Origin of the sequence: Nitrosomonas sp. Is79A3 (genome assembly GCF_000219585.1) — a bacterium.
Taxonomy (GTDB): domain Bacteria; phylum Pseudomonadota; class Gammaproteobacteria; order Burkholderiales; family Nitrosomonadaceae; genus Nitrosomonas.
Map to the genome: position 1 here is coordinate 233,552 of NC_015731.1, position 20,830 is coordinate 254,381.

General features: G+C 48.5%; 16 protein-coding genes and 1 tRNA gene. 12 read left to right on the forward strand and 5 right to left on the reverse strand.

The window, feature by feature from the left end; all coding sequences use genetic code 11:
• Window positions 1–100: 100 nt before the first annotated feature.
• The 5 genes from NIT79A3_RS01005 to NIT79A3_RS01025 all read left to right on the forward strand — a co-directional run bounded on the left by NIT79A3_RS01005 (window position 101) and on the right by NIT79A3_RS01025 (window position 8,186).
• Window positions 101–2,914: a DEAD/DEAH box helicase family protein gene (locus NIT79A3_RS01005; RefSeq protein WP_013964413.1), complete on the forward strand. Its 2,814-nt coding sequence runs from the start codon at window positions 101–103 to the stop codon at window positions 2,912–2,914.
• Window positions 2,914–4,590: a restriction endonuclease subunit S gene (locus NIT79A3_RS18965; protein WP_013964414.1), complete on the forward strand. Its 1,677-nt coding sequence runs from the start codon at window positions 2,914–2,916 to the stop codon at window positions 4,588–4,590. Before NIT79A3_RS01005 ends, NIT79A3_RS18965 begins: the two co-directional genes overlap by 1 nt.
• A gap of 84 nt (window positions 4,591–4,674) precedes the next feature.
• Window positions 4,675–5,316, forward strand: coding sequence for a DUF4433 domain-containing protein (locus NIT79A3_RS01015; protein WP_013964415.1), 642 nt, complete (start codon window positions 4,675–4,677; stop codon window positions 5,314–5,316).
• 15 nt (window positions 5,317–5,331) lie between these two features.
• Complete coding sequence (locus tag NIT79A3_RS01020) at window positions 5,332–6,390, forward strand: macro domain-containing protein (RefSeq protein WP_013964416.1); 1,059 nt, start codon at window positions 5,332–5,334, stop codon at window positions 6,388–6,390.
• Between the two features lie 314 nt (window positions 6,391–6,704).
• On the forward strand, window positions 6,705–8,186 hold the full coding sequence (locus tag NIT79A3_RS01025; protein ID WP_013964417.1) for a class I SAM-dependent DNA methyltransferase: 1,482 nt from the start codon (window positions 6,705–6,707) through the stop codon (window positions 8,184–8,186).
• Window positions 8,187–8,331: 145 nt separating this feature from the next.
• Here the strand turns inward: NIT79A3_RS01025 and NIT79A3_RS01030 are convergent, their stop codons facing one another.
• From NIT79A3_RS01030 to NIT79A3_RS01040, 3 genes are all read right to left on the reverse strand, one after another.
• Entirely contained in the window at window positions 8,332–8,703 is a 372-nt protein-coding gene (locus NIT79A3_RS01030; protein ID WP_013964418.1) for a hypothetical protein, read from the reverse strand.
• Between the two features lie 318 nt (window positions 8,704–9,021).
• Window positions 9,022–9,618, reverse strand: coding sequence for a PEP-CTERM sorting domain-containing protein (locus tag NIT79A3_RS01035; protein WP_013964419.1), 597 nt, complete (start codon window positions 9,616–9,618; stop codon window positions 9,022–9,024).
• Between the two features lie 349 nt (window positions 9,619–9,967).
• Window positions 9,968–10,043, reverse strand: a tRNA-Met gene (locus NIT79A3_RS01040).
• Window positions 10,044–10,311: 268 nt separating this feature from the next.
• Here NIT79A3_RS01040 and NIT79A3_RS01045 point away from each other — a divergent pair.
• The 3 genes from NIT79A3_RS01045 (at window position 10,312) to NIT79A3_RS18085 (ending at window position 14,005) form a co-directional block, all read left to right on the forward strand.
• Complete coding sequence (locus NIT79A3_RS01045; protein ID WP_013964420.1) at window positions 10,312–11,481, forward strand: UbiH/UbiF family hydroxylase; 1,170 nt, start codon at window positions 10,312–10,314, stop codon at window positions 11,479–11,481.
• A gap of 32 nt (window positions 11,482–11,513) precedes the next feature.
• Window positions 11,514–12,230, forward strand: a complete 717-nt coding sequence (locus NIT79A3_RS01050) for a thioredoxin fold domain-containing protein (protein WP_041360440.1) — start codon at window positions 11,514–11,516, stop codon at window positions 12,228–12,230.
• Between the two features lie 140 nt (window positions 12,231–12,370).
• Window positions 12,371–14,005, forward strand: a complete 1,635-nt coding sequence (locus NIT79A3_RS18085) for a transposase (protein WP_013964422.1) — start codon at window positions 12,371–12,373, stop codon at window positions 14,003–14,005.
• A 15-nt stretch (window positions 14,006–14,020) separates the two neighbouring features.
• Here NIT79A3_RS18085 and NIT79A3_RS01065 read toward each other — a convergent pair whose 3' ends face one another.
• Both NIT79A3_RS01065 and NIT79A3_RS01070 read right to left on the reverse strand, forming a co-directional pair.
• On the reverse strand, window positions 14,021–15,223 hold the full coding sequence (locus NIT79A3_RS01065; RefSeq protein ID WP_013964423.1) for a murein transglycosylase A: 1,203 nt from the start codon (window positions 15,221–15,223) through the stop codon (window positions 14,021–14,023).
• A gap of 228 nt (window positions 15,224–15,451) precedes the next feature.
• A complete protein-coding gene (locus NIT79A3_RS01070) occupies window positions 15,452–16,198 on the reverse strand; it encodes a Nif3-like dinuclear metal center hexameric protein (RefSeq protein ID WP_013964424.1) in 747 nt (248 codons plus the stop codon).
• Between the two features lie 74 nt (window positions 16,199–16,272).
• Between NIT79A3_RS01070 and NIT79A3_RS01075 the strand changes: the two genes are divergently transcribed.
• The 4 genes from NIT79A3_RS01075 (at window position 16,273) to cysM (ending at window position 20,636) form a co-directional block, all read left to right on the forward strand.
• Entirely contained in the window at window positions 16,273–17,415 is a 1,143-nt protein-coding gene (locus NIT79A3_RS01075; protein ID WP_013964425.1) for a Do family serine endopeptidase, read from the forward strand.
• 40 nt (window positions 17,416–17,455) lie between these two features.
• Complete coding sequence (locus NIT79A3_RS01080) at window positions 17,456–19,108, forward strand: membrane protein (protein WP_013964426.1); 1,653 nt, start codon at window positions 17,456–17,458, stop codon at window positions 19,106–19,108.
• 222 nt (window positions 19,109–19,330) lie between these two features.
• Complete coding sequence (locus tag NIT79A3_RS01085; protein ID WP_013964427.1) at window positions 19,331–19,618, forward strand: helix-hairpin-helix domain-containing protein; 288 nt, start codon at window positions 19,331–19,333, stop codon at window positions 19,616–19,618.
• A gap of 130 nt (window positions 19,619–19,748) precedes the next feature.
• Window positions 19,749–20,636: a cysteine synthase CysM gene (gene cysM, locus NIT79A3_RS01090; RefSeq protein ID WP_013964428.1), complete on the forward strand. Its 888-nt coding sequence runs from the start codon at window positions 19,749–19,751 to the stop codon at window positions 20,634–20,636.
• Window positions 20,637–20,830 lie beyond the last annotated feature (194 nt).

Consider the following 20,830-nt stretch of genomic DNA (forward strand, 5'->3'; position numbering starts at 1 on the left):
TCGCAGTACAAGATTTGACAGCATGGTACTTCGTGGCTTTTTAAACGCTGTGCGCTATCATGTGTTGAATGAATAGGTAGAGCAAGTTTGTGTTGTGAATATGACTGAAAACCAGAATCCGGAACAAAAAGCCCGTGACAACATTGATGCATTGCTTAGGCAAGCGGGCTGGGTTGTTCAATCAGCCAAGAAAATCGATCTGAATGTTGGGATAGGCCAGGCGGTGCGTGAATACCAAACCGATGCCGGTCCGGCGGATTACGTGCTGTTCGTGGATAAAAAAGCAATCGGCGTAATCGAAGCCAAGCGGGAAGAAGAAGGTCAGCGGCTCACTGCCCATGAAGCACAAACTGAAGACTACGCGGCGGCCACGCTCAAATGGATCAATAACAAAAAACCGTTACCTTTTCTCTACCAAAGCACCGGCATCATCACCCGTTTCACCGACGGCCGTGACCCCAAGCCCCGCTCGCGTGAAGTGTTCTGCTTCCATCGCCCGGAAACGCTGAAGGAATGGATGGCGCAAGGTATAAGTCTGCGCGAACGTTTGCACCATATTCCGCTGCTCAATCCCGATCATTTGCTCGCCAGGGAATTGCGCCTGCGCGATTGCCAGGAAATCGCCATCATCAATCTGGAAGCCTCGTTTAAGGCGGATCGTCCACGCGCCCTGATTCAAATGGCAACCGGCGCGGGCAAAACTTATACCGCGATCACCTCTATTTACCGCCTGCTCAAATATGCGGATGCCAAGCGCATTCTGTTTCTGGTCGATACTAAAAATCTTGGCGAGCAGGCTGAACAGGAAATGATGTCCTACGTGCCGCTCGACGACAACCGCAAATTTACCGAAATCTACGCTATGCAGCGCTTGAAATCGTCATATATTCCCGGCAACAGCGTGGTTTGCATCAGCACCATCCAGCGCTTGTATTCCATCCTGAAAGATACGCCGCTCGAAGATGCCGCCGAAGAAATCAACCCCGCAGAATTGGCGCTACCCAAAACGCCGATTCCCGTGGTGTATAATGAAAAAGTCCCGCCGGAATTCTTCGATTTCATCTTTATCGACGAATGCCACCGCTCCATCTACAACCTGTGGCAACAGGTCATCGACTATTTTGATGCCAGCCTGATCGGCTTAACCGCCACGCCGGACAATCGCACCTACGGCTTCTTCAAGAAAAACGTAGTCAGCGATTACAGCCATGAAAAGGCCGTGGCCGATGGCGTCAACGTTGGCAATGAAGTCTACGTGATCGAAACACAGATCACCCAGCAAGGCGCGCAGATCGCAGCCAAGCAACAGGTGGAAAAACGTGAAAAGCTCACGCGCAAAAAGCGCTGGGAAATGCAGGACGAAGACGAAGCCTATTCCGCCACGCAATTGGATCGCAACATTGTCAATCTTGATCAGATCCGCACCGTCATTCGTACTTTCCGCGACAAGCTGCCGGAGATTTTTCCCGGCCGCCGCGAGGTGCCCAAGACGCTGATCTTCGCCAAAACCGACAGCCACGCTGACGACATTATCCAGACCGTGCGCGAGGAATTCGGTGAGGGCAACGCCTTTTGCAAGAAGCTCACCTACAAAACCGAGGAAGACCCCAAATCCGTGTTGCAGCAATTCCGCAATGAATATTACCCGCGCATCGCCGTCACGGTGGATATGATCGCCACCGGCACCGACGTCAAGCCGCTGGAATGCCTGCTGTTCATGCGCGACGTGAAAAGCCGCAACTACTTCGAGCAAATGAAAGGCCGTGGCACGCGCACGCTGGATAAAGACGACCTGAAAAAAGTCACGCCCTCCGCCGTCAGCGCCAAGACGCACTATGTGATCGTCGATGCCATCGGCGTCACCCAATCGCTTAAGACCGCCAGCCAGCCGCTGATCACCAAGCCCAGCGTGCCGCTCAAGGATTTGGCGATGAGCGTGATGATGGGCGCAACCGATGAAGACACTGTCAGCTCGCTCGCCGGTCGACTGGCGCGGCTCAACAAACAACTCGATACCGATGACCAGCGCCGCATCCGCGAACTCTCTGGCGGTATGGAACTCACCCAATTTGCCGGCAAATTATTCAGCGCAATCGACGCCGACAACATCGAAGCCCGTGCGCTGGAACTGGCTAGGCTCCCCATCGGCTCAGACCCCGGCGACGACAAACGCCAGCAGGCGCAACAGCAATTAGTAACTGAAGCCGCGAAAGTATTGAACGGCGAACTGGTCGAACTCATCGAATCCATCCGCCGCGACAAGGAACAAACCATCGACCACGACAACATCGACAGCGTGTTGCGCGCCGAATGGAACAAAGACGCCGCCAATAATGCGCAAGCTTTAACCGATGAATTTGCCGGTTACCTGAAAGCGAATCAAGACAGCATTGCCGCACTGACCATCTTTTTCAGCCAGCCGTATCGCAGGCGTGAACTCAGCTACGCGCTGATCCGCCAAGTGCTGGATAAACTCAAAACCGACAAACCCAAACTCGCGCCACTGCGCGTGTGGCAAGCGTATCAACAACTGGAATCCCGTCATTCCCTGTCACCCTCGCGAAGGCGGGGGGTAGGCGGAAATCCAGTCAATGAGCTCACCACACTGGTCGCACTGATTCGTCGTGTATGCGGTTGGGACAAAACCCTAACCCCCTTCGACGACACCGTGCGCCGCAACTTCCAAAGCTGGATCATGCAACGCCACGCCGGCAGCGGTGAGAAATTCAACGAAGAACAAATGAACTGGCTGCACATGATCCGAGATCATGTGGCAAACTCCTTTCACATTGAACGCGATGATCTGGAAATGTCGCCGTTCGATGCGCAAGGCGGATTGGGCAGAATGCATCAGTTGTTTGGGGCAAGGATGGAGCCGTTGTTGGATGAGTTGAATGAGGTGCTGGTCGGGTGATGGGGAAAGATATTGAGCTACCTATCGGTTGGATTTTCCTCACTTTGGAGGATGTTGCTGATATTCACGATAATCTTCGTGAGCCAGTGAATTCAGTAGAGCGTGCAAAACGTCATGGCCCATATCCATACTATGGCGCTACGGGCCAAGTTGGTTGGATTGATGATTATCGCCAAAATGGTGAATACGTTCTTCTAGGTGAAGATGGAGCACCATTCTTTGATTGGTTGAAAGATAAAGCCTATTTGGTATCAGGAAAGTGTTGGGTCAATAATCATGCCCATGTGTTGAAAGGAAAAGAGGGAGTTTGCTCAAATCGTTACCTACTTTATGCACTCAATCAAACTGATTATCGTGGTTATGCCAATGGCACAACGCGACTAAAACTTACTCAATCCGCGATGCGGCGGATACCTGTTAATCTGGCTCCTCCGAAAGAACAACACCGCATCGTCGCTAAAATTGAAGAACTGTTTTCCGAGCTGGACAAGGGTGTCGAAAACCTGAAAACCGCCCAATCACAGCTCAAAGTGTATCGCCAAGCGCTGCTGAAACATGCGTTCGAAGGCAAACTCACCGCGCAGTGGCGCGCGGAGCGGAACGTCACCCCCGCGAAGGTGGGGGGCCAGCCTTTGAACGATATGGATTCCCGCCTGCCCCCCGCCTTCGCGAGGGTGACAGGGAATGACGAAGTAGGGGGCGGGAATGACAAACCCCTCGAAACCGCCGAAGCCTTGCTGAAACGCATCCAGCAAGAGCGCGCGCAACGCTTCAAGCAACAACTCGCCGAGTGGGAGAAATCCCCCTCTATCCCTCTTTTACAAAGGGGGAAGCCAACCAGCACCGCGCCCATTCCCCCCTTAGAAAAAGGGGGGAATGGGGGGATTTCAAAACCCAAACCCCCGAAATCCCTGCCGCCACTCACCGCAGAAGAACTGGCCGAATTGCCTGAACTGCCGGAGGGGTGGGGGTGGGCACGGCCAGAAGAAATTTGTATTCAGGAACCATATTCAATAGGTATTGGCCCATTTGGAAGCAATCTAAAAGTCAGCGATTACCGAGAAAGTGGAATACCTCTAATCTTCGTAAAAAACATTACGAGATCAAACTTCATTAAAGATCTCAAATATATTGATGAAGCAAAGTATAGGGAGTTATTGCCTCACTCTGTTAAAGCACTAGATTTACTCATTACAAAAATGGGCGATCCTCCTGGTGACTGTGAAATTTATCCAGAGGGTTCACCTAATGCTGTTCTTACAGCTGATTGTTTGAAATTCCGGTTGTGGGATGAGTTCGCCAGTAGAAAGCTATACAAGTACTGTATTAACTCAAACTTTGTGAAGCGACAGCTTGGGCTCATAACAAAGGGAGTGGCACAGAAAAAAATTAGCGTGGAGCGCTTTAAAACAATTTGCTTACCGTTTTTTTGCGTTGAGGAACAGAACGTATTGGTTCAAGAATTAGAGTCCAAACTATCCGAAGTTGATCAACTCGACCAAACCATCACTACCTCCTTACAACAAGCCGAAGCCCTGCGCCAATCCATCCTGAAAAAAGCCTTCTCCGGTCAACTGGTGCCGCAAGACCCGAATGACGAACCTGCTTCGGAATTGCTGGCGCGTATCCGAACGGAAAAAGCGGTGCAACAAAACAACAAAAAAGGCCGCCTATGAACGCAACCGTGTTCATCGTTACAAAGGCTTGGAAGATCCACCCCGTGACGCTGTTGCTGATTCTGTAACTACGGAGATTGTGAAATGGCAATGCCCACACACCCCAAAATTTACCATATCGTGCATCTTGACCGTTTGCCGTCAATCGTCGCGGATGGTTGTCTGTGGTGCGATGCTCAGGTGCTTGTGCGGGTACCGGCGGGAACCGCTATTGGCATGAGTCGTATCAAAGAGCGGCGGCTCACAGAGTTAACACTCACCAGTTATCCGGATTTGCACGTGGGCGACTGCGTTCCATTTTATTTTTGCCCGCGTTCGGTCATGTTGTATCTGATTTATCAGGGAAACCATCCGGAATTGGATTATCGCGGCGGGCAAGAGCCGATTCTTCATTTACAGGCTGATCTTCACGACTGTGTGGCATGGGCAGAGCAGAATCAGAAACGTTGGGCTTTTACGCTTTCCAATGCGGGGGCGCGTTACTTTGAAGATCGTTGCGATTTGAGTCACTTACATGATATAAACTGGCAAGCAGTTCAGGCCAGAGATTGGCAATCCTGCAAGGAGGGAAAACAGGCCGAATTTTTGCTCGAAAACAATTTTCCCTGGCATCTGGTTGAATGTATTGGCGTCCAAACACGAGGTGTTTATCAACAGGTAGTCAATGCATTGCCCACTGTCGGCCATCGGCCACAGGTCAACATCAAGACCGATTGGTATTACTAAGAGGGACAATCCAAGATGATTGAATATAAACAAGGTGATATTTTGCGCGAGAATGCCGAGGCTATTATCAACACTGTGAATTGTGTCGGTGTGATGGGGCGCGGAATCGCGCTGCAATTCAAGAAGGCTTTTCCGCAGAATTTCCTGGCTTATGCAGCGGCGTGTAAAAAGAAAGAAGTTCAACCCGGCAAGATGTTTGTGTTTGAAACCGGACAGTTGGCGAATCCGCGATATATCATCAATTTTCCTACCAAGCGCCATTGGCGCGGTGCAAGCCGTATGGAAGATATTGACGCAGGACTCAGGGCACTGGTTGAAACCATACAACGGTATAACATTAAGTCCATCGCTATTCCACCTTTGGGTAGTGGGTTGGGTGGTCTCGATTGGACTGATGTTAAACCACGTATTGAGGCTGTATTGCAACCACTAACAGATTTGCGTGTGATGATCTACGGCCCCCAAAGTGCGCCAGCGGCTGAAAAGATGGTATATAACCGGGAAGTGCCTAAAATGACTGCCGGCAGAGCTGCATTGGTCGAGCTGATGAGACGTTACCTCGGCGGCTTGCTGGACCCTTACGTTACTTTGCTGGAAGTTCACAAACTGATGTATTTCATGCAAGCAGCGGGTGAGCCGCTTAAATTGAAATATCAGAAAGCATCTTACGGTCCCTATGCCGAAAATCTGCGTCATGTACTTAATGCTATTGAGGGGCATCTTGTGTCGGGCTATGCGGATGGTGGCGATGCGCCGGATAAAACACTGCAATTGGTGCCTGGAGCCGTGGAGGATGCTGCCGCATTTCTTCAGCAACACCCCGATACTCGTGAGCGTTTCGACAAAGTATCAGCGCTGGTCGAGGGCTTCGAGTCGCCTTTTGGTTTGGAATTGTTGTCCACGGTTCATTGGATTATGAAAAATGAAACCGTTAGCTCTATAAATGATGTGGTAAAACATACCTATGCCTGGAGTGAGCGTAAACGGCAATTCACTCTGCGCCAAATTGAGCTTGCAATGCAAGTATTGGCCAGTAAGGGTTGGGTGGCTCAAGTGCAATCGCCCGCAAATTGAGCAAGCGGTGTAGAAGTACGCTACTTAGTTTTGGCGCTAGATGCTGATCTAGGCGTATAAATTTCTTAAGTATCTCTTCAATGAATAATCGACTAATAGAACAAAGTGTTAATAGAGTTGTTGCTTATATTGCGAGTCAGTTTATGCGCCAGAACGTATAAATTTATGGGCTTTAATTTTTGCGATACCTCCACAGCTCGATCCTTATATCTCCAGAGCTCCACCCCTATACTTCCAGAGTTCTTCATGAAACCTCCACGGCTAAATTTGTCGATCCATAACCGGGATGAAGTATCTATTGTTAGAGAATATCTATGAACACAACCGCATCCATCGTTTCCAAAGTCTGGAGTTTCTGCACCACGTTGCGCGATGACGGGGTGGGCTATGGCGATTATCTGGAGCAACTCACGTATTTGATTTTCCTGAAAATGGCGGATGAATACAGCCAGCCGCCGTATAACCGCACCGTGGATATTCCTGCCGAGTACAACTGGCAAAGCCTTAAACTCAAGCGTGGCGCGGAACTGGAAGTGCATTATGTGACGCTGCTGATGGAGCTGGGCAAAAAGCCGGGAATGCTGGGGACGATTTTTACCAAGGCGCAGAACAAAATCCAGGATCCGGCCAAGTTGTACCGCCTGATCGATATGGTGAACGAAACCCAGTGGGTGACGATGGGTGCGGATGTGAAGGGCGATATCTACGAGGGGCTGTTGGAACGCAACGCGGAAGATACCAAGTCCGGCGCAGGGCAATACTTCACGCCACGCGCATTGATCCGGGCAATGGTGCAATGCGTGCGCCCGGAACCCGGCAAGACCATTGCCGATCCGGCATGCGGCACAAGCGGGTTCTTTCTGGCGGCGTATGATTTTCTGGTCGCCGAGCATCCGATGGATAAAACACAAAAAGCATTTCTGAAACACGAAACGTTTTTCGGTAATGAAATTGTCGCGAGCACGCGCCGTCTCGCTTTGATGAATATGTTCTTGCATAACATTGGCGAGATCGACGGCGACAGCATGATTTCGCCCAATGATGCGCTGGTGGCGGATTCCGGCCGCCGCTTTGATTACGTGCTGGCGAATCCGCCGTTCGGCAAGAAGAGCGCGATGAGTTTCACCAACGATGAAGGAGAACAGGAAAAAGACGATCTGACCTATAACCGGCAGGATTTCTGGGCGACGACTTCCAACAAACAACTCAACTTCGTGCAGCATATCCGCACCATGCTGAAAACCACCGGGCGGGCTGCGGTGGTGGTGCCGGATAATGTGCTGTTTGAAGGCGGAGCGGGGGAAACGGTGCGCAAGAAACTGCTGGAAACCACCGATTTGCACACGATCTTGCGATTGCCTACCGGCATTTTCTACGCCAATGGCGTGAAAGCAAACGTGTTGTTCTTCGATAACCGCGAAGCCAGCAAAGAACCGTGGACGAAAGAAGTCTGGTATTACGATTACCGCACCAATATTCATCACACGTTAAAAAAGAAACCGTTACGCTTTGAGGATTTGCAGGAATTCATCGCTTGTTATAACCCGCTCAACCGCCACGAGCGCAAGGAGAGTTGGAGCGAACAGAGCAACCCGGAAGGCCGCTGGCGCAAATTCAGTTTTGATCAAATTGCCGCACGCGACAAAACCAGTCTGGATATTTTCTGGCTAAAAGATAAAAGCCTGGCCGATTTAGACAATCTGCCCGAGCCGGATGTGCTGGCGGGTGAAATCATCGAGAACTTGGAAGCCGGGCTGAACAGCTTCAGAGAAATTGCAGCGGCGCTGTCGGATTAAAGGAATCTTTGGGAATCAACTGTATAGATTTCTCGCTATGCTCGAAATGACAGCTATTCGAAGGCTCCTTAAACTCAATTTAATGGATTGCACTAATAAAGTAACTCAGGGAAAGGGTTCTCGGGCGGTTTTCTGGCACGGAATATCAGTTCTGTTTTTGGGACCAGTGCTTAAGTTTCTTGCTGCTGTCAAAGTACAGATACGTTCCGGTTCCAATGCCTAAAAAATCAGAGCCAACAACTAAAAAATCAGCGCCAGGAAGATGGTATTCCCATGTGTCTCCACTTGGGCTTTTGCGCGTTCCATAACACCATTTACAAGGTAGTCCCCAGGAAGCTATCACTTGTTCTTGTGTCATACCAACGACTAATTGCTTAAGATCGATTGCCCTGCGCATTTCTTCCGGCATGCTGGTGTCAGATAATACATCTTGTCTGATTCTATTTTCTCTGACTGATCCGCATCCATTTAGCAGTAGGATTGCTGCTATTAATGTAATAGGGAATTTTTTATTCATCGAGAAAATAATCCAGTGATAATCAAATTGTGGCCTTGTTCCTTTGTTTCAGCTAATTTTTCCATTTTAGTCTTTATATTGGCAGATAGGGCGGTTTTTTGAAGGTAATCAAAAAAACGCCAAGCCATAACTTGCAATCAGGCGGGGGGTGGCGAATCAGGGACTTGAACCCGGACCTGCGGATTATAACTGCCGATAATTCGATCGAACAAGAGCACCTGAAAAATCTACTCTCAGCAAGTTATAAGGATTATCCAGAAAAAATCAGACTGCGGAAATCAAGGCACATACGTTTTTCAGCGGCCTGCGAAATTTGGATCATGGGTTATTTGGAGGTTTTTTTCTGCTACGAACGGAAAAACCCAATAGTCCCAGTCCGACCAGAATCATACCGTAGGTTTCAGGTTCTGGTGAAGTCGCTACATGTGTCTGCACGCTGAAATTTTTGGCGCCAGCTTTGGGGGTATCCATATTTTCCGTAGAGGTGTAATTCACGTTGTCAAACCTTGTCACTTCACCAGGACGCTGATTCAGGCGGTCCGAAGCACTGGTAATCAAGGCATCGAAACTGAAGGCTGTCGAATGTGTGAGGCCAGCGCTCGTTGTAGTATCCTGATTGACAATGAGCGAGCTGTTCTGATCCGGTATGAGTGATAAATCTGCATTATAAATGCCGGTTTGCAGATCGATGGTGCTAGGTGTGTCAGTAATGGTTAAATTAAGATTCAAAGAAAGTAAGCTTAGCAAATCACCGGATGGAAGATCCGCGCGCAATGGAAAGCCAGTTGTGAAAACCGTATCGGCCATGACGGCATTAGTGCTGGTTAACGTAGCGAGTATAGTGCATGAGATTGCAATTTTCTTAAGCATCAACATTTTTGTTTGCGTGTAGTAGTTCAAAAAAGCTTCTTCCATTTGATTTGAGTAGGCATGTTTGCCAATCTCTTTTCTTGGTCAAATAGAATAGAGGTATGCATTGATTTGTACGGCTGCGGAATGTATCACTGTATCACTGAGATACGCAGTATTCTGTGACAAAAGTCACACGCGAAAGTCATTAGGAAATAAGCCTGTAAAAGTACATTAGTTTTCACCGCACAGCTCCTGCATGAATGTGGAAATAAAAATGTACTTACACTTGGTAATTTAATCTCCAAGCGTTTTATCTTTTGGTGAAACTTGGTTGGGATAACCAGCTAAGGCTATCCGTTGGTACGGACAAAGAACAAGGGATTGGTTATTTAAGCCAACCCCTTGTTTGTATTGGTAGCGAATCCCAGATTCGAACTGGGGACCAACGGATTATGATTCCGCTGCTCTAACCACTGAGCTAATTCGCCATATGTATAGTATAGACGCAAGAGGCGGCATTCTGCCTTTGAGGGGATGGTTTGTCAAGTTCAAAAATGTGACTTGACAAGGGTTTATGCGTGTTTTCATGGGATTGGGGCCAGTTCATTCACGCTTTAATTCAGAGTTTATGATTAAAGTTTGTTGACTAAGTTGCACGGGTGCCGGATTCGTCGAATTAATAAATAAAGTCTTGTGTTCAGCGGGTGTGCAGTTTGTGTTAACCGTCCGTTGCAAAGCGGTTGTATAATCCGCTGTATGAAATTCGATATGATAGTGATCGGCGGAGGGCTCGTTGGAGCAAGCCTGGTGGCTGCGCTGAAGGATAGCGGCTTGAAAATAGCGCTGATAGAGCCGCATGAGTCCATGCCATTGCCGCGCGATGAGAGTTGGGATAGCCGTGTCTATGCGATTAGCCCAGGCAGCGCCGCTTTCCTGCAAAAGCTGGGCGTATGGCAGCGCATGGAAGCAGAGCGTGTTGCGCCGGTGTATGAGATGGCGGTATTTGGCGATGACAATAGTGCGCGCATTAATTTTAGCGCGTATGAGATTGGCATACCGGAGCTGGCATTCATCGCGGAAAATCGCCAGTTGCAAACGGCTGTCTGGGAAGTGCTTAAATCCTCGAACGAGAATATACAAATACTTTGTCCAGCAAAATGTACTGCACTTGTCTGGCAGGAGTCGCATGTCGATGTGCAATTGGCGGACGGCAGTCAGCTTCAAGCCGCCTTGGTGGTGGGTGCGGATGGCGTAAATTCCTGGGTACGCAAGCAAGCAGAAATTGATGTAAAACAACATGCCTATAACCAGATTGGTGTGGTGGCAAATTTTAGCGCGGAACTGCCGCACCGTCATATTGCGCATCAATGGTTCAGGCGGGATGGTGTGTTGGCGCTGTTGCCGTTACCGGATAAGCGAGTATCCATGGTTTGGTCTACCAGTGAAGCGCAGGCGGAGATCCTGCGCAATTTACCGGCGGAAGAGCTCTGCCGCCGTGTGGAACAGGCAGCTTCGCATACGTTGGGGGCATTGCAACTGATTACACCGCCAGTGGGTTTTCCGTTAAATTTTGTGCATGTGGGAAAATTAGTTAAGCCACGGCTGGTGCTGATCGGTGATGCAGCGCATGGCATTCATCCGCTGGCCGGGCAGGGTGTTAACCTGGGTTTGCGGGATACGCGGGAACTTGCAGCGGTACTCAGTGCGCGGGGATTGCAAACAGATTGTGGTGATTTTATGTTGTTGCGGCGTTACGAGCTGGCGCGCAAGGAAGACATATTGGCTTTAGAGTTAGTGACCGATAACTTGCAGAAACTATTCAACAATTCCAATCCTACACTGGCCCGGTTACGGAATCTTGGGCTTGAGATAACCAATCGTTTGCCGCTGATCAAGAATCAACTGATGCAGCATGCTTTGAATTAAATTTCATTTTTAAAACTGGAGTCATCATGACTATGCGCTTGAAGCTTTTCATTTCAATCTTGGTATTTGGTTTCTTTTCTGGAGCTGTTTGGGCTGATGAAGCAGCTTTAAGAAAGGCCATTCAACCTCATTTTGCGGATAGTAAAATTGAGAGCGTGAAGAAAACGCCTTATCTGGGATTGTATGAAGTGGTTGTCGGTGATGAGGTATTTTATACCGATGATAAGGCCGATTATTTCTTCTTTGGTCATGTGATCGACACCAAGACCCGGACGAGCATGACCAATGAACGGATCCAGGAGATCAAGGCTGCTCGACGAGTTCCGCTAGATTCTTTGCCGTTGCAATCGGCTATAAAGGTCGTGAAAGGCGATGGCAAGCGGCGGGTGGCGATTTTTACCGATCCTAACTGCCCATACTGCAAGCAATTGGAAAAAGAGTTGCTCAATGTGACGAATGTGACGATCTATACCTTGCTCTATCCGGTGCTCAAAGGATCTATGGAATTATCCAAAAAGATCTGGTGTTCAGATAATCAAATTAAAGCTTGGGATGATTTTATGCTGAAGAATGTTGCGCCATCGAGTAAAGATTGCGAAACGCCTCTGGACGCACTGGTGAAGTCTGGTCATGAGAATAAAGTGAGCGGTACGCCAACACTGATTTTTGCTGATGGCTCAGTTGTGGGCGGTATGATTCCGGCAACAGTGATTGAGGAAAAACTGGAGAACGCAAGTAAGAGCAAATAAAATTTCCAGTTAGGCAATAAAAAAAGCTTGCTGGAGTAATTCAGTAAGCTTTTTTATCCTATTTTCCTCAGTTGATTCCAGTAAAATTGCCACGAATGTATTTCTGGTAAGGGTTTTCGACAGAATAGGAGGCTCACCCAATGGGTGAAATTAAATTTGAGAAGAAGACACTGGTCGAGGCGATCAATACTACTTTGCAGGAGACGGAACAAACGACGGCTGAACAAAGCGTAGCCACTCCTGGTGGCCGGTTTCACGTTCGCTGGGACGAAGGCGGAAGCGCCACAGCACTGGGGCAATTACCATTCTTTGCCGAGTTTTTGGAAGTTTCTGGGTTATTCACCCGCTGGGTGGATGGATGTCCAATGGATTACACCAGTCCCAACGCACCCAAGGTAGTTGATGTGCTTGGCACCTGGCTATTATCGATCTTGGATGGACAGCGGCGCTATGCACATGTTGCCGGGCTGCGCGGCGATGAAGTTGCTCCCCGGATACTCGGCATGAACAAGATCATCAGTGACGAGAGTTTGCGTCGCGCACTGGCGCACTTGGCACCGACCCCATGCAAGTATGGTAGCGAAGCAGAACGCGCTGCCCACGCAGTCCAACTGGCGAAGAGCACAGCATGGATGGATAAAGCCCTGGGCGAGAGCACCCAAGAATCTTTACGCATGCCCTGGATACTCGATGCCGACACCAGCGTCAAACTGTTGTATGGTCACCAGGCAGGTGCCGAGATTGGCTACAACCCAACCAAGCCGGGACGGCCGAGCCATACTTTGCACACCTACTGGATCGGCAACATTCGACTGGTGCTCGATGTCGAGGTACAAAGCGGTAAAGCCAGTGCGGCGAAACATAGCCTACCGCGCCTGTGCCGGCTAATTGAGCGACTCGCTGCCGAGGAACGCCCCGCCCTGGTGCGCGGTGACAGTGCCTTTGGCAATCAGGGGGTAATGGTCGAGATGGAGCGAATTGAACAGCACTACCTCTTCAAGCTACGGCAAACTGCCGGAGTTAAGCGCCTGATCGAGCGGCAATGGCAGCAAGGCGACTGGCAGAACGCGGGGCAAGGCTTTGACGCGGTGGAAGGCAAGCTTCGGCTGACGGGTTGGAGTGGTGCGCGGCGTGTAGTGGTACTGCGGCGGCGAATCAAAGACAGCATGGCGGCAGCCGAGACGAGCAATGAGAACCAGCAGCCGATGCTCCACTTCATTGACCATTCAGACAAGGTTAAACTCTGGGAATACGCTATATTGGTGACCAATACAAACTACTCCCTCGACGCCATTGGCCAGTTATACCGGGATCGGGCCGACTGCGAGAACGGCTTCGATGAGCTGAAAAACCAATGGGGCTGGGGTGGCTATACCACGCAAGACCTGGAACGTTGCAACCTCTCAGCGCGAGCAGTCGCGCTCATCTACAATTGGTGGAGTTGGTATGTCAGACTGGCACACCCGAAGACACGCCTGGAGGCAATCACTAGCCGTCCCATGTTGCTCAGCGGCATTGCCCGCCTGACCCAGCATGCCGGTCAATCCCGATTGCTGCTCACTCTGACTCACGCAGCCGGAGATCATATCAAGTCGATGATCTCCAATATACGAAAAGGTCTTGATCATGTTCTGGCAAATGCGCCTCAGTTGACCAAAGCGGATCATTGGGGCGTACTTGTACGCTATATCATTAACAAAATTATTGCGACCAGACCGAAAAATTCACAGCCCCTCGGTTTCCTTCCACCCTCTTTGGCCATTGGAGTGACCTAACAGAGGAATTTAGGTTTATTGCTTCGTTAATGCGGGCACCGTATAGCCGCGGGGCATCAATACCCACATTCTTCCCGATTGCTTCATTTTTCCGGCCTGATTTCCTGCTTCATGGCCAAATCCCCAGAAGAAATCCGCGCGTATTCCGCCTTTGATGGCGCTGCCGACATCCTGCGCTACCATAAGCCGGTTCAATGGCTTGCTGGTGTTTGGCCAGGTGGTTGCAAGAAATACCGGCGCGCCTTGTGGAATTGAAAGCGGGTCGATGGCGATACTTCTGCCGGCTGTCAACGGCACACCCAAAGCGCCGATTGGGCCGGATAAATCGGCGGGCAACTCACGAAAAAATACGTAACGTGCGTTTTGCTGCAACAACTCAGGCAATTTACTAGGGTTTTGTTGTCCCCATTGTTTGATGCCTTGCATGGATGCTTTTTCCAGCGGTAATTCACCGCGCTGTACCAAGTATTTGCCAATTGAGTTATACGGGTGACCGTTTTGATCGGCAAAGCCAATTTTTACCATTTCTCCATTATCGAAAACGATACGCCCTGATCCCTGGATATGCAGAAAAAATAATTCCACTTCGTCTTCCACCCACAATATCTCATAGCCGTTCAATATTTTCGGATTACTCATGATTTCTGCCCGGCTATAATAGGGGACAACTTTGCGCCCATCCAGCCGGCCACGCAGACGCAGGTCTTTTAGCTCCGGATAGGCTGCGCCTAAATCAACGGTCAGAAGTTCGCTGGGTGTAGCATAAATCGGGTAGCGATACCGTTTGGAAGGTATCCGGCTGCCTTTGAGCAGCGGTTCGTAGTAGCCCGTAACTAGCCCTTCTTCACTGTTATCGGTGCTGATAATCTGATAGGGGGTGAAATAGCTTTCAAAAAAATTTCTCAGCGTTTTGTTATTAGGTTTTTGCAGTGAAGCAGCCATTTTGCAATTTTCTTTCCAGACTGGCTGCTTGCTTAAAACTGTACAACTTTTCAAAAAAGCCTGCCATGCAGGTAACAGGTCATCATCCGCCCAGCCAGTTAGTGCAGACCATTGAGCGCGTTTATGGATGGATTTTGTCAACGGTTTCTCGGGGGGCGGTGGCGTGACGGTTTCAGCCGGCTGACTGGGTGGCAGAGTAGGGCTGATTGTCCCGGTAGTACAGGCAATGAGTAATAAAAACGAGGCAGCTACAATAAAACTTAATTGGTTTTTCATTAAATTTTGGTTAAAGTGTCAGCTTGGTTTTTAACTTGATAGCAAACTTAAATTATGTGGTTACTTGCAGTCGAAGCAGCTGTGGTATTGGTTTTATTAGCTTTTATTATCTGGTGGACCATGTTTTCAGGTAAAAAAAAGAAAGATGATGAAAACAAAGACTGATAGCAGCGGTCATTCAGCGCGTTTTTATATATTCTGCTTTAAATATTACCAGATTATGTCTCGTCACACGGGATTCTCTATATCAATAAACTGGTGCTGGATACCAAATTTTTGTGCAAGGTGGTCACCCAATGCTTGCACACCATAACGTTCCGTTGCATGGTGTCCCGCAGCGATAAATGCAACACCCGATTCACGTGCGGCATGCACATTGTGCTCTGAGATTTCACCGGTGATGTAGGCATCGGCACCTTGCTGGATCGCTGCTTCAAAATAGCCTTGCGCCGCACCAGTGCACCATGCGATGCATCGGATAGTTTTATTGGGATCACCGATCATCATTGGTTTGCGTAACAAAGTCCGTGTTATTTTTTCTCCCAATGCACCCAGGGTCGTAGGTTGGGCTAATTCTCCCTGTGCTGCGATATCTTGATCGCCAAAATGACCTGTTTCGATAAATCCCAGTTTCTTTCCCAATAGTGCATTGTTGCCAAACTGCGGATGCGCGTCTAACGGCAGATGATAGGCGAATAAATTGATTTGTTGGTGCATAAGCAACGCAATGCGGCGGTTTTTCATGCCGGTTATGCGTGCATCTTCTCCGCGCCAGAAATAGCCATGATGAACGAGAATGGCATCTGCCTTGGCTGCAGCAGCCGCTTGCAGAAGATCTAGCGAAGCCGTTACACCGCTGATCAGGGTAAGAATGTCGCTACGCCCTTCCACTTGCAGGCCATTTGGGCAATAATCATGAAAGCGGGGTATATCCAGTAATTGATTCAGATGATTTTCCAATTCATCTCGATGCATTGATTTTCTCCTTCGCGCATATACTACTACTCAATAGTACCGCAGTTATTTTAATTTTGGAGTAATACGCTTTGATGTACAGACTCTGGTTGATTTTTGCACAAACGGCAACAGTATTACTGGCTATTTTTTTTGTGGTCTCCACGCTACGGCCTGAATTGCTACCCTGGAAACCCCGGGGAGAAATCGTGACAGTCAAAGAGGCTGCGCCTATCGTTGAAACGGAAAGACCAGACAGTTATTCCAAGGCGGCTGAGATAGCCATGCCGTCCGTTGTCAATATTTTTACCCGTAAAGAAATCAAAGAAGAACCCGCTCACCCGCTACTGAATGATCCCATGTTTCGCAGATTCTTTGGAGAACAATTTGAATCCAGAACGCGGCGTACATCTAGCTTGGGTTCTGGCGTGATTGTCAGTCCTAATGGCTATATATTGACCAATCATCATGTGGTGGAAGCAGCGGATGAAGTCGAGGTTGCTTTAATTGACGGTAGAAAGGCCAAGGCGAGTGTTATTGGTTCGGATCCTGAAACGGATCTGGCAGTGCTAAAGATAAAACTGAAAGAATTACCTGCTATCACTTTTGGCCAGTCACAACAGGTCAAAGTGGGCGATGTTGTGCTTGCAGTAGGAAATCCTTTCGGCGTCGGGCAAAGTGTTACCATGGGCATAGTCAGCGCAATGAGCCGGAGCCGGGTTGGGATTAATACCTTTGAAGATTTTATTCAAATCGATGCGGCGATTAATCCGGGCAACTCCGGGGGGGCGCTGACGGATACATCGGGCAATTTGATCGGTATTAATACGGCGATTTATTCCAGTAGCGGCGGCTCGCTCGGCATTGGTTTCGCAATCCCTATTCATGTTGCTAAACAGATCATGGAACAAATTATCCAGTCCGGCAGCGTGATTCGAGGCTGGTTGGGTGTCAGCATGCAGGATATGACGCAGGATCTGGCAGAATCATTTGGCCTGGATAATCTCATGGGATCATTGGTAGCCAGTGTGCTCAACGATGGTCCGGCAGACAAAGCGGGTATCAAACCAGGCGATATCATAATAGCTGTCGAAGGTAAGCCGGTGAAAAATTCATCAGAAATGCTTAATCGGGTCGCGGCATTGTCGCCTAATGATACGGTGACGGTCACCGTGATTCGTAACAAGCAGGAAAAAACAATTCAAGTCAAAGTGGGTGTGCGGCCTAAACAACAATAATCGCATTTAAAAAATTCAAATCCGAAGCAAAATAAAATTTATGAAGAATCTATTACCAGCTACCGGATTTTTATCCGTAATTGCCCAGTGGTTTAGCGCAAATATTCTCGCATTGGGGCGTGAGATGCGGCTGTCTTATCTGCCGCCGCTGATGGTTTATGTTGCCGCAGGTATTTCCGGTCTGACAGGTATTGTTGGCACATTCTACGTGAAGGAAAAGCTTGGTCTTTCCGCCGAATTTCTAGCCATGCTTGGATTCTGGATGATGTTACCGTGGGCGCTTAAGATGCCTTTAGGTCATTTGGTCGATCTGGTGTGGCGCTGGAAGGGTTTGCTGGTGTATTTAGGAGCCAGCTTGATCATGCTGAGCTTACTGATCATGATTGGATTGCTAGGGCATACTGAGGCAATGGCAGCCATGGCTTCGGTTGAAACTTGGTTTGTGATATCGGCTTTACTGGCACCGATTGGTTATGTTTTACAGGATGTGGTCGCTGATGCCATGACCGTTGAAGCCGTGCCGCGTGTCGATGACAATGGTCAGAAGCTGGACCCGGATAAGCGGAAATTGATGCATGTCACCATGCAAACCTTGGGGCGTGTTGCCATCATCGGCGGGGGGGTGCTGGTATCCATCGCTAATGTTTTCTTACTGCGCGATGCGGGTGTGCTGCCAGAAGCTGAAAAAGCAGCTGTCTACTTATTTGTTTATCAATTGGCGTTGATTATTCCATTGGTTTCTATTTTTGGCGTGGTTTTCGCATCCTGGTTGCAGCGGCGTGATATGAAACGTTTTCTTGCGCAAGGTCATAGTCGGCAGGAAGCGAGTGTATTACTGGGTCTTCATTCGGAACCGCCACCAATTAACTGGTGGATTTTGGGAGGTGGATTAGTTTTTACTGTATTGTCATTGGGCGTTGGTTTGAGCCGTATATCCGGTGGAGAAGAAATCGTATTTGTTATCTCCATGGCCATTATTGTATTTCTAATGTGGCGATTGACTGGAGAGCTTGAGCCGGATGCGCGTAACGTGCTGGTCGGCACAGCAGTTTTGATATTCGTATTCCGAGCGATTCCCGGGCCGGGTGCCGGTTCCACTTGGTGGATGATTGATACATTGGGCTTTGACCAGCAGTTCCTTGCCGTATTGTCTTTGGTTGGTGCCGTACTGACGCTATTCGGCATGTTTATTTTCCGCCGCTTCATGGCCGAACGCTCGATTGCTTACATCATCGGCTTTCTTACCATCGTCGGTACCTTCCTTTCGGCGCCGATTATTGGCATGTATTTTGGTCTGCATGAGTGGACTGCTTCAGTAACGGGGGGTGTAGTCGATGCGCGTTTCATTGTGCTGATTGATACCGCTCTGGAATCACCGCTGGGCCAGATTGCTATGATCCCGATGTTGGCCTGGATTGCTAACTCTGCGCCGGAAAAGCTTAAAGCTACTTTTTTTGCGGTGATGGCATCGTTCACCAATCTGGCTTTGTCAGCTTCGCAACTGGGAACCAAGTATCTCAATCAATTTTATGAAGTTAAACGTGAGGTGAAGGATGTTGTCACAGGTCAAGTGACTATTCCGGCAGACTATAGCGAGTTAGGGCATCTGTTGATTACCGTCACAATTATTGGCTTTGTATTGCCGCTGATTACGATTCTGATAGTTAAACAGTCGCGTTTTCGGAATGCTTGATTAACTCGAATTCTTATCTGGTTTTTCGCTATTTTATTTATAAGTATATGAAAGAAAGAAATATAATGTGGAACTAAATTAATTCCTTCTGTATCCGTTATCACTTTAACTTGTGTGCATAGAGCTGTTTTGAGTTATGTATGCGGGTATTTTTTAATCAACAAAAATTGTGGCGCTTATTGATTGTGCGCATCAGTATTTGTTTTTGATAAAGGAGATATTATGAAGCAACTTTTTTTAATGATGACTTTATTATTTCTGTTTACGGGTGCAGCTCTCGCAGCTGTTAATATCAATACCGCTTCGCAAGCTGAGCTGGAAGCTCTGCAAGGAATTGGTCCTGCTAAAGCAAAAGCGATCATTGAGCATCGCGAGAAAACCGGTGCTTTTGCTTCGATAGATGATTTAGCGAAGGTGAGCGGTATTGGTCCGGGAACCGTCAAACAACTGCGTGATGCGGTTACCGTAGAGAGTGAGAAAAGCGCAGAGGCTCCAGCCAAACCGGAGTAATGTTTTTGTTGTAGATTAAAAACCCCTTCTGAAGAAAATTCAGAGGGGGTTTTTATTTGAATGATTGCAGTGTTTCTTTGCAGGTCTCATGTGTGATAATCTAAATCGATCTATTATAAGATTTACGCTCATGTATAAAACGATTGAGAATTTTGTTGGTAATACCCCTTTAGTAAAACTTAAGCATCTGCCTGGAACAACCAGTAATGTTATTCTTGCCAAGCTCGAGGGTAACAATCCGGCCGGTTCGGTAAAAGACCGGCCGGCATTGTCGATGATTTTTCATGCGCAAAAGCGCGGCGAAATCAAACCGGGCGATACGCTGATTGAAGCAACCAGCGGCAATACCGGAATAGCTCTGGCAATGGCTGCTGCCGTTATGGGTTATCGTATTGTATTGATCATGCCGGAGAATTTGACTATAGAGAGACGGCAATCCATGAGCGCATACGGCGCAAAAATTATTCTGACCCCCAAAGCCGGTGGCATGGAGCAAGCGCGAGATCTGGCAGAGAAAATGCGCGCCGAAGGGCAGGGGATTATTCTCGATCAATTTGCTAATCCGGATAACCCATTGGCGCATTATGAAGGCACAGCGCCGGAAATCTGGCGGGATACCCAAGGAAAGATTACCCATTTTGTCAGTAGTATGGGAACTACCGGTACGATTATGGGTTGCTCGAGATTCTTTAAAGAACAGCAGCCAGCAATTAAGGTTATTGGCGTGCAGCCGGAGGAGGGAGCGCAGATTCCGGGTATTCGTAAATGGTCTCCGGCTTATTTGCCGAAAATCTATGATACGCAACGGGTTGATGAATTGCTGTATGTTTCTCAAAATGAAGCTGAAGACCTGACGCGACGGTTGGCTCGTGAAGAAGGAATTTTTGCAGGCATCTCCTCAGGTGGCGCTTTGGCAGCAGCATTAAGGATATCCGCTCAAGTTGAGAATGCGGTGATTGTGTTTATTGTTTGTGACCGGGGCGATCGTTATTTGTCGACCGGGATTTTTCCTGCTTAGAGAAATTTGCATGATAATTGAAGGTATTTTCAATTTCAGGTAAGTGGCAAGGAGTTTTTTGCAATAAAGTTCAATCAGGTAACGTTTATAATTTATAATTTATATCGTTTACACAGGATAGAAGAGAATTGACAGAGTTCGTTATTACAACGTTATTAGAATAAAATATCCAGGATTTACACCAAACTGCCTGT

What these genes read in the sequence shown, in the direction of transcription:
- NIT79A3_RS01005 (WP_013964413.1), top strand. Translation starts at nt 101, where the DNA reads ATGACTGAAAACCAGAATCCGGAACAAAAAGCCCGTGACAACATTGAT.
- NIT79A3_RS18965 (WP_013964414.1), top strand. Translation starts at nt 2,914, where the DNA reads ATGGGGAAAGATATTGAGCTACCTATCGGTTGGATTTTCCTCACTTTG.
- NIT79A3_RS01015 (WP_013964415.1), top strand. Translation starts at nt 4,675, where the DNA reads ATGGCAATGCCCACACACCCCAAAATTTACCATATCGTGCATCTTGAC.
- NIT79A3_RS01020 (WP_013964416.1), top strand. Translation starts at nt 5,332, where the DNA reads ATGATTGAATATAAACAAGGTGATATTTTGCGCGAGAATGCCGAGGCT.
- NIT79A3_RS01025 (WP_013964417.1), top strand. Translation starts at nt 6,705, where the DNA reads ATGAACACAACCGCATCCATCGTTTCCAAAGTCTGGAGTTTCTGCACC.
- NIT79A3_RS01030 (WP_013964418.1), bottom strand. Translation starts at nt 8,703, where the DNA reads ATGAATAAAAAATTCCCTATTACATTAATAGCAGCAATCCTACTGCTA.
- NIT79A3_RS01035 (WP_013964419.1), bottom strand. Translation starts at nt 9,618, where the DNA reads ATGGAAGAAGCTTTTTTGAACTACTACACGCAAACAAAAATGTTGATG.
- NIT79A3_RS01045 (WP_013964420.1), top strand. Translation starts at nt 10,312, where the DNA reads ATGAAATTCGATATGATAGTGATCGGCGGAGGGCTCGTTGGAGCAAGC.
- NIT79A3_RS01050 (WP_041360440.1), top strand. Translation starts at nt 11,514, where the DNA reads ATGCGCTTGAAGCTTTTCATTTCAATCTTGGTATTTGGTTTCTTTTCT.
- NIT79A3_RS18085 (WP_013964422.1), top strand. Translation starts at nt 12,371, where the DNA reads ATGGGTGAAATTAAATTTGAGAAGAAGACACTGGTCGAGGCGATCAAT.
- NIT79A3_RS01065 (WP_013964423.1), bottom strand. Translation starts at nt 15,223, where the DNA reads ATGAAAAACCAATTAAGTTTTATTGTAGCTGCCTCGTTTTTATTACTC.
- NIT79A3_RS01070 (WP_013964424.1), bottom strand. Translation starts at nt 16,198, where the DNA reads ATGCATCGAGATGAATTGGAAAATCATCTGAATCAATTACTGGATATA.
- NIT79A3_RS01075 (WP_013964425.1), top strand. Translation starts at nt 16,273, where the DNA reads ATGTACAGACTCTGGTTGATTTTTGCACAAACGGCAACAGTATTACTG.
- NIT79A3_RS01080 (WP_013964426.1), top strand. Translation starts at nt 17,456, where the DNA reads ATGAAGAATCTATTACCAGCTACCGGATTTTTATCCGTAATTGCCCAG.
- NIT79A3_RS01085 (WP_013964427.1), top strand. Translation starts at nt 19,331, where the DNA reads ATGAAGCAACTTTTTTTAATGATGACTTTATTATTTCTGTTTACGGGT.
- cysM (WP_013964428.1), top strand. Translation starts at nt 19,749, where the DNA reads ATGTATAAAACGATTGAGAATTTTGTTGGTAATACCCCTTTAGTAAAA.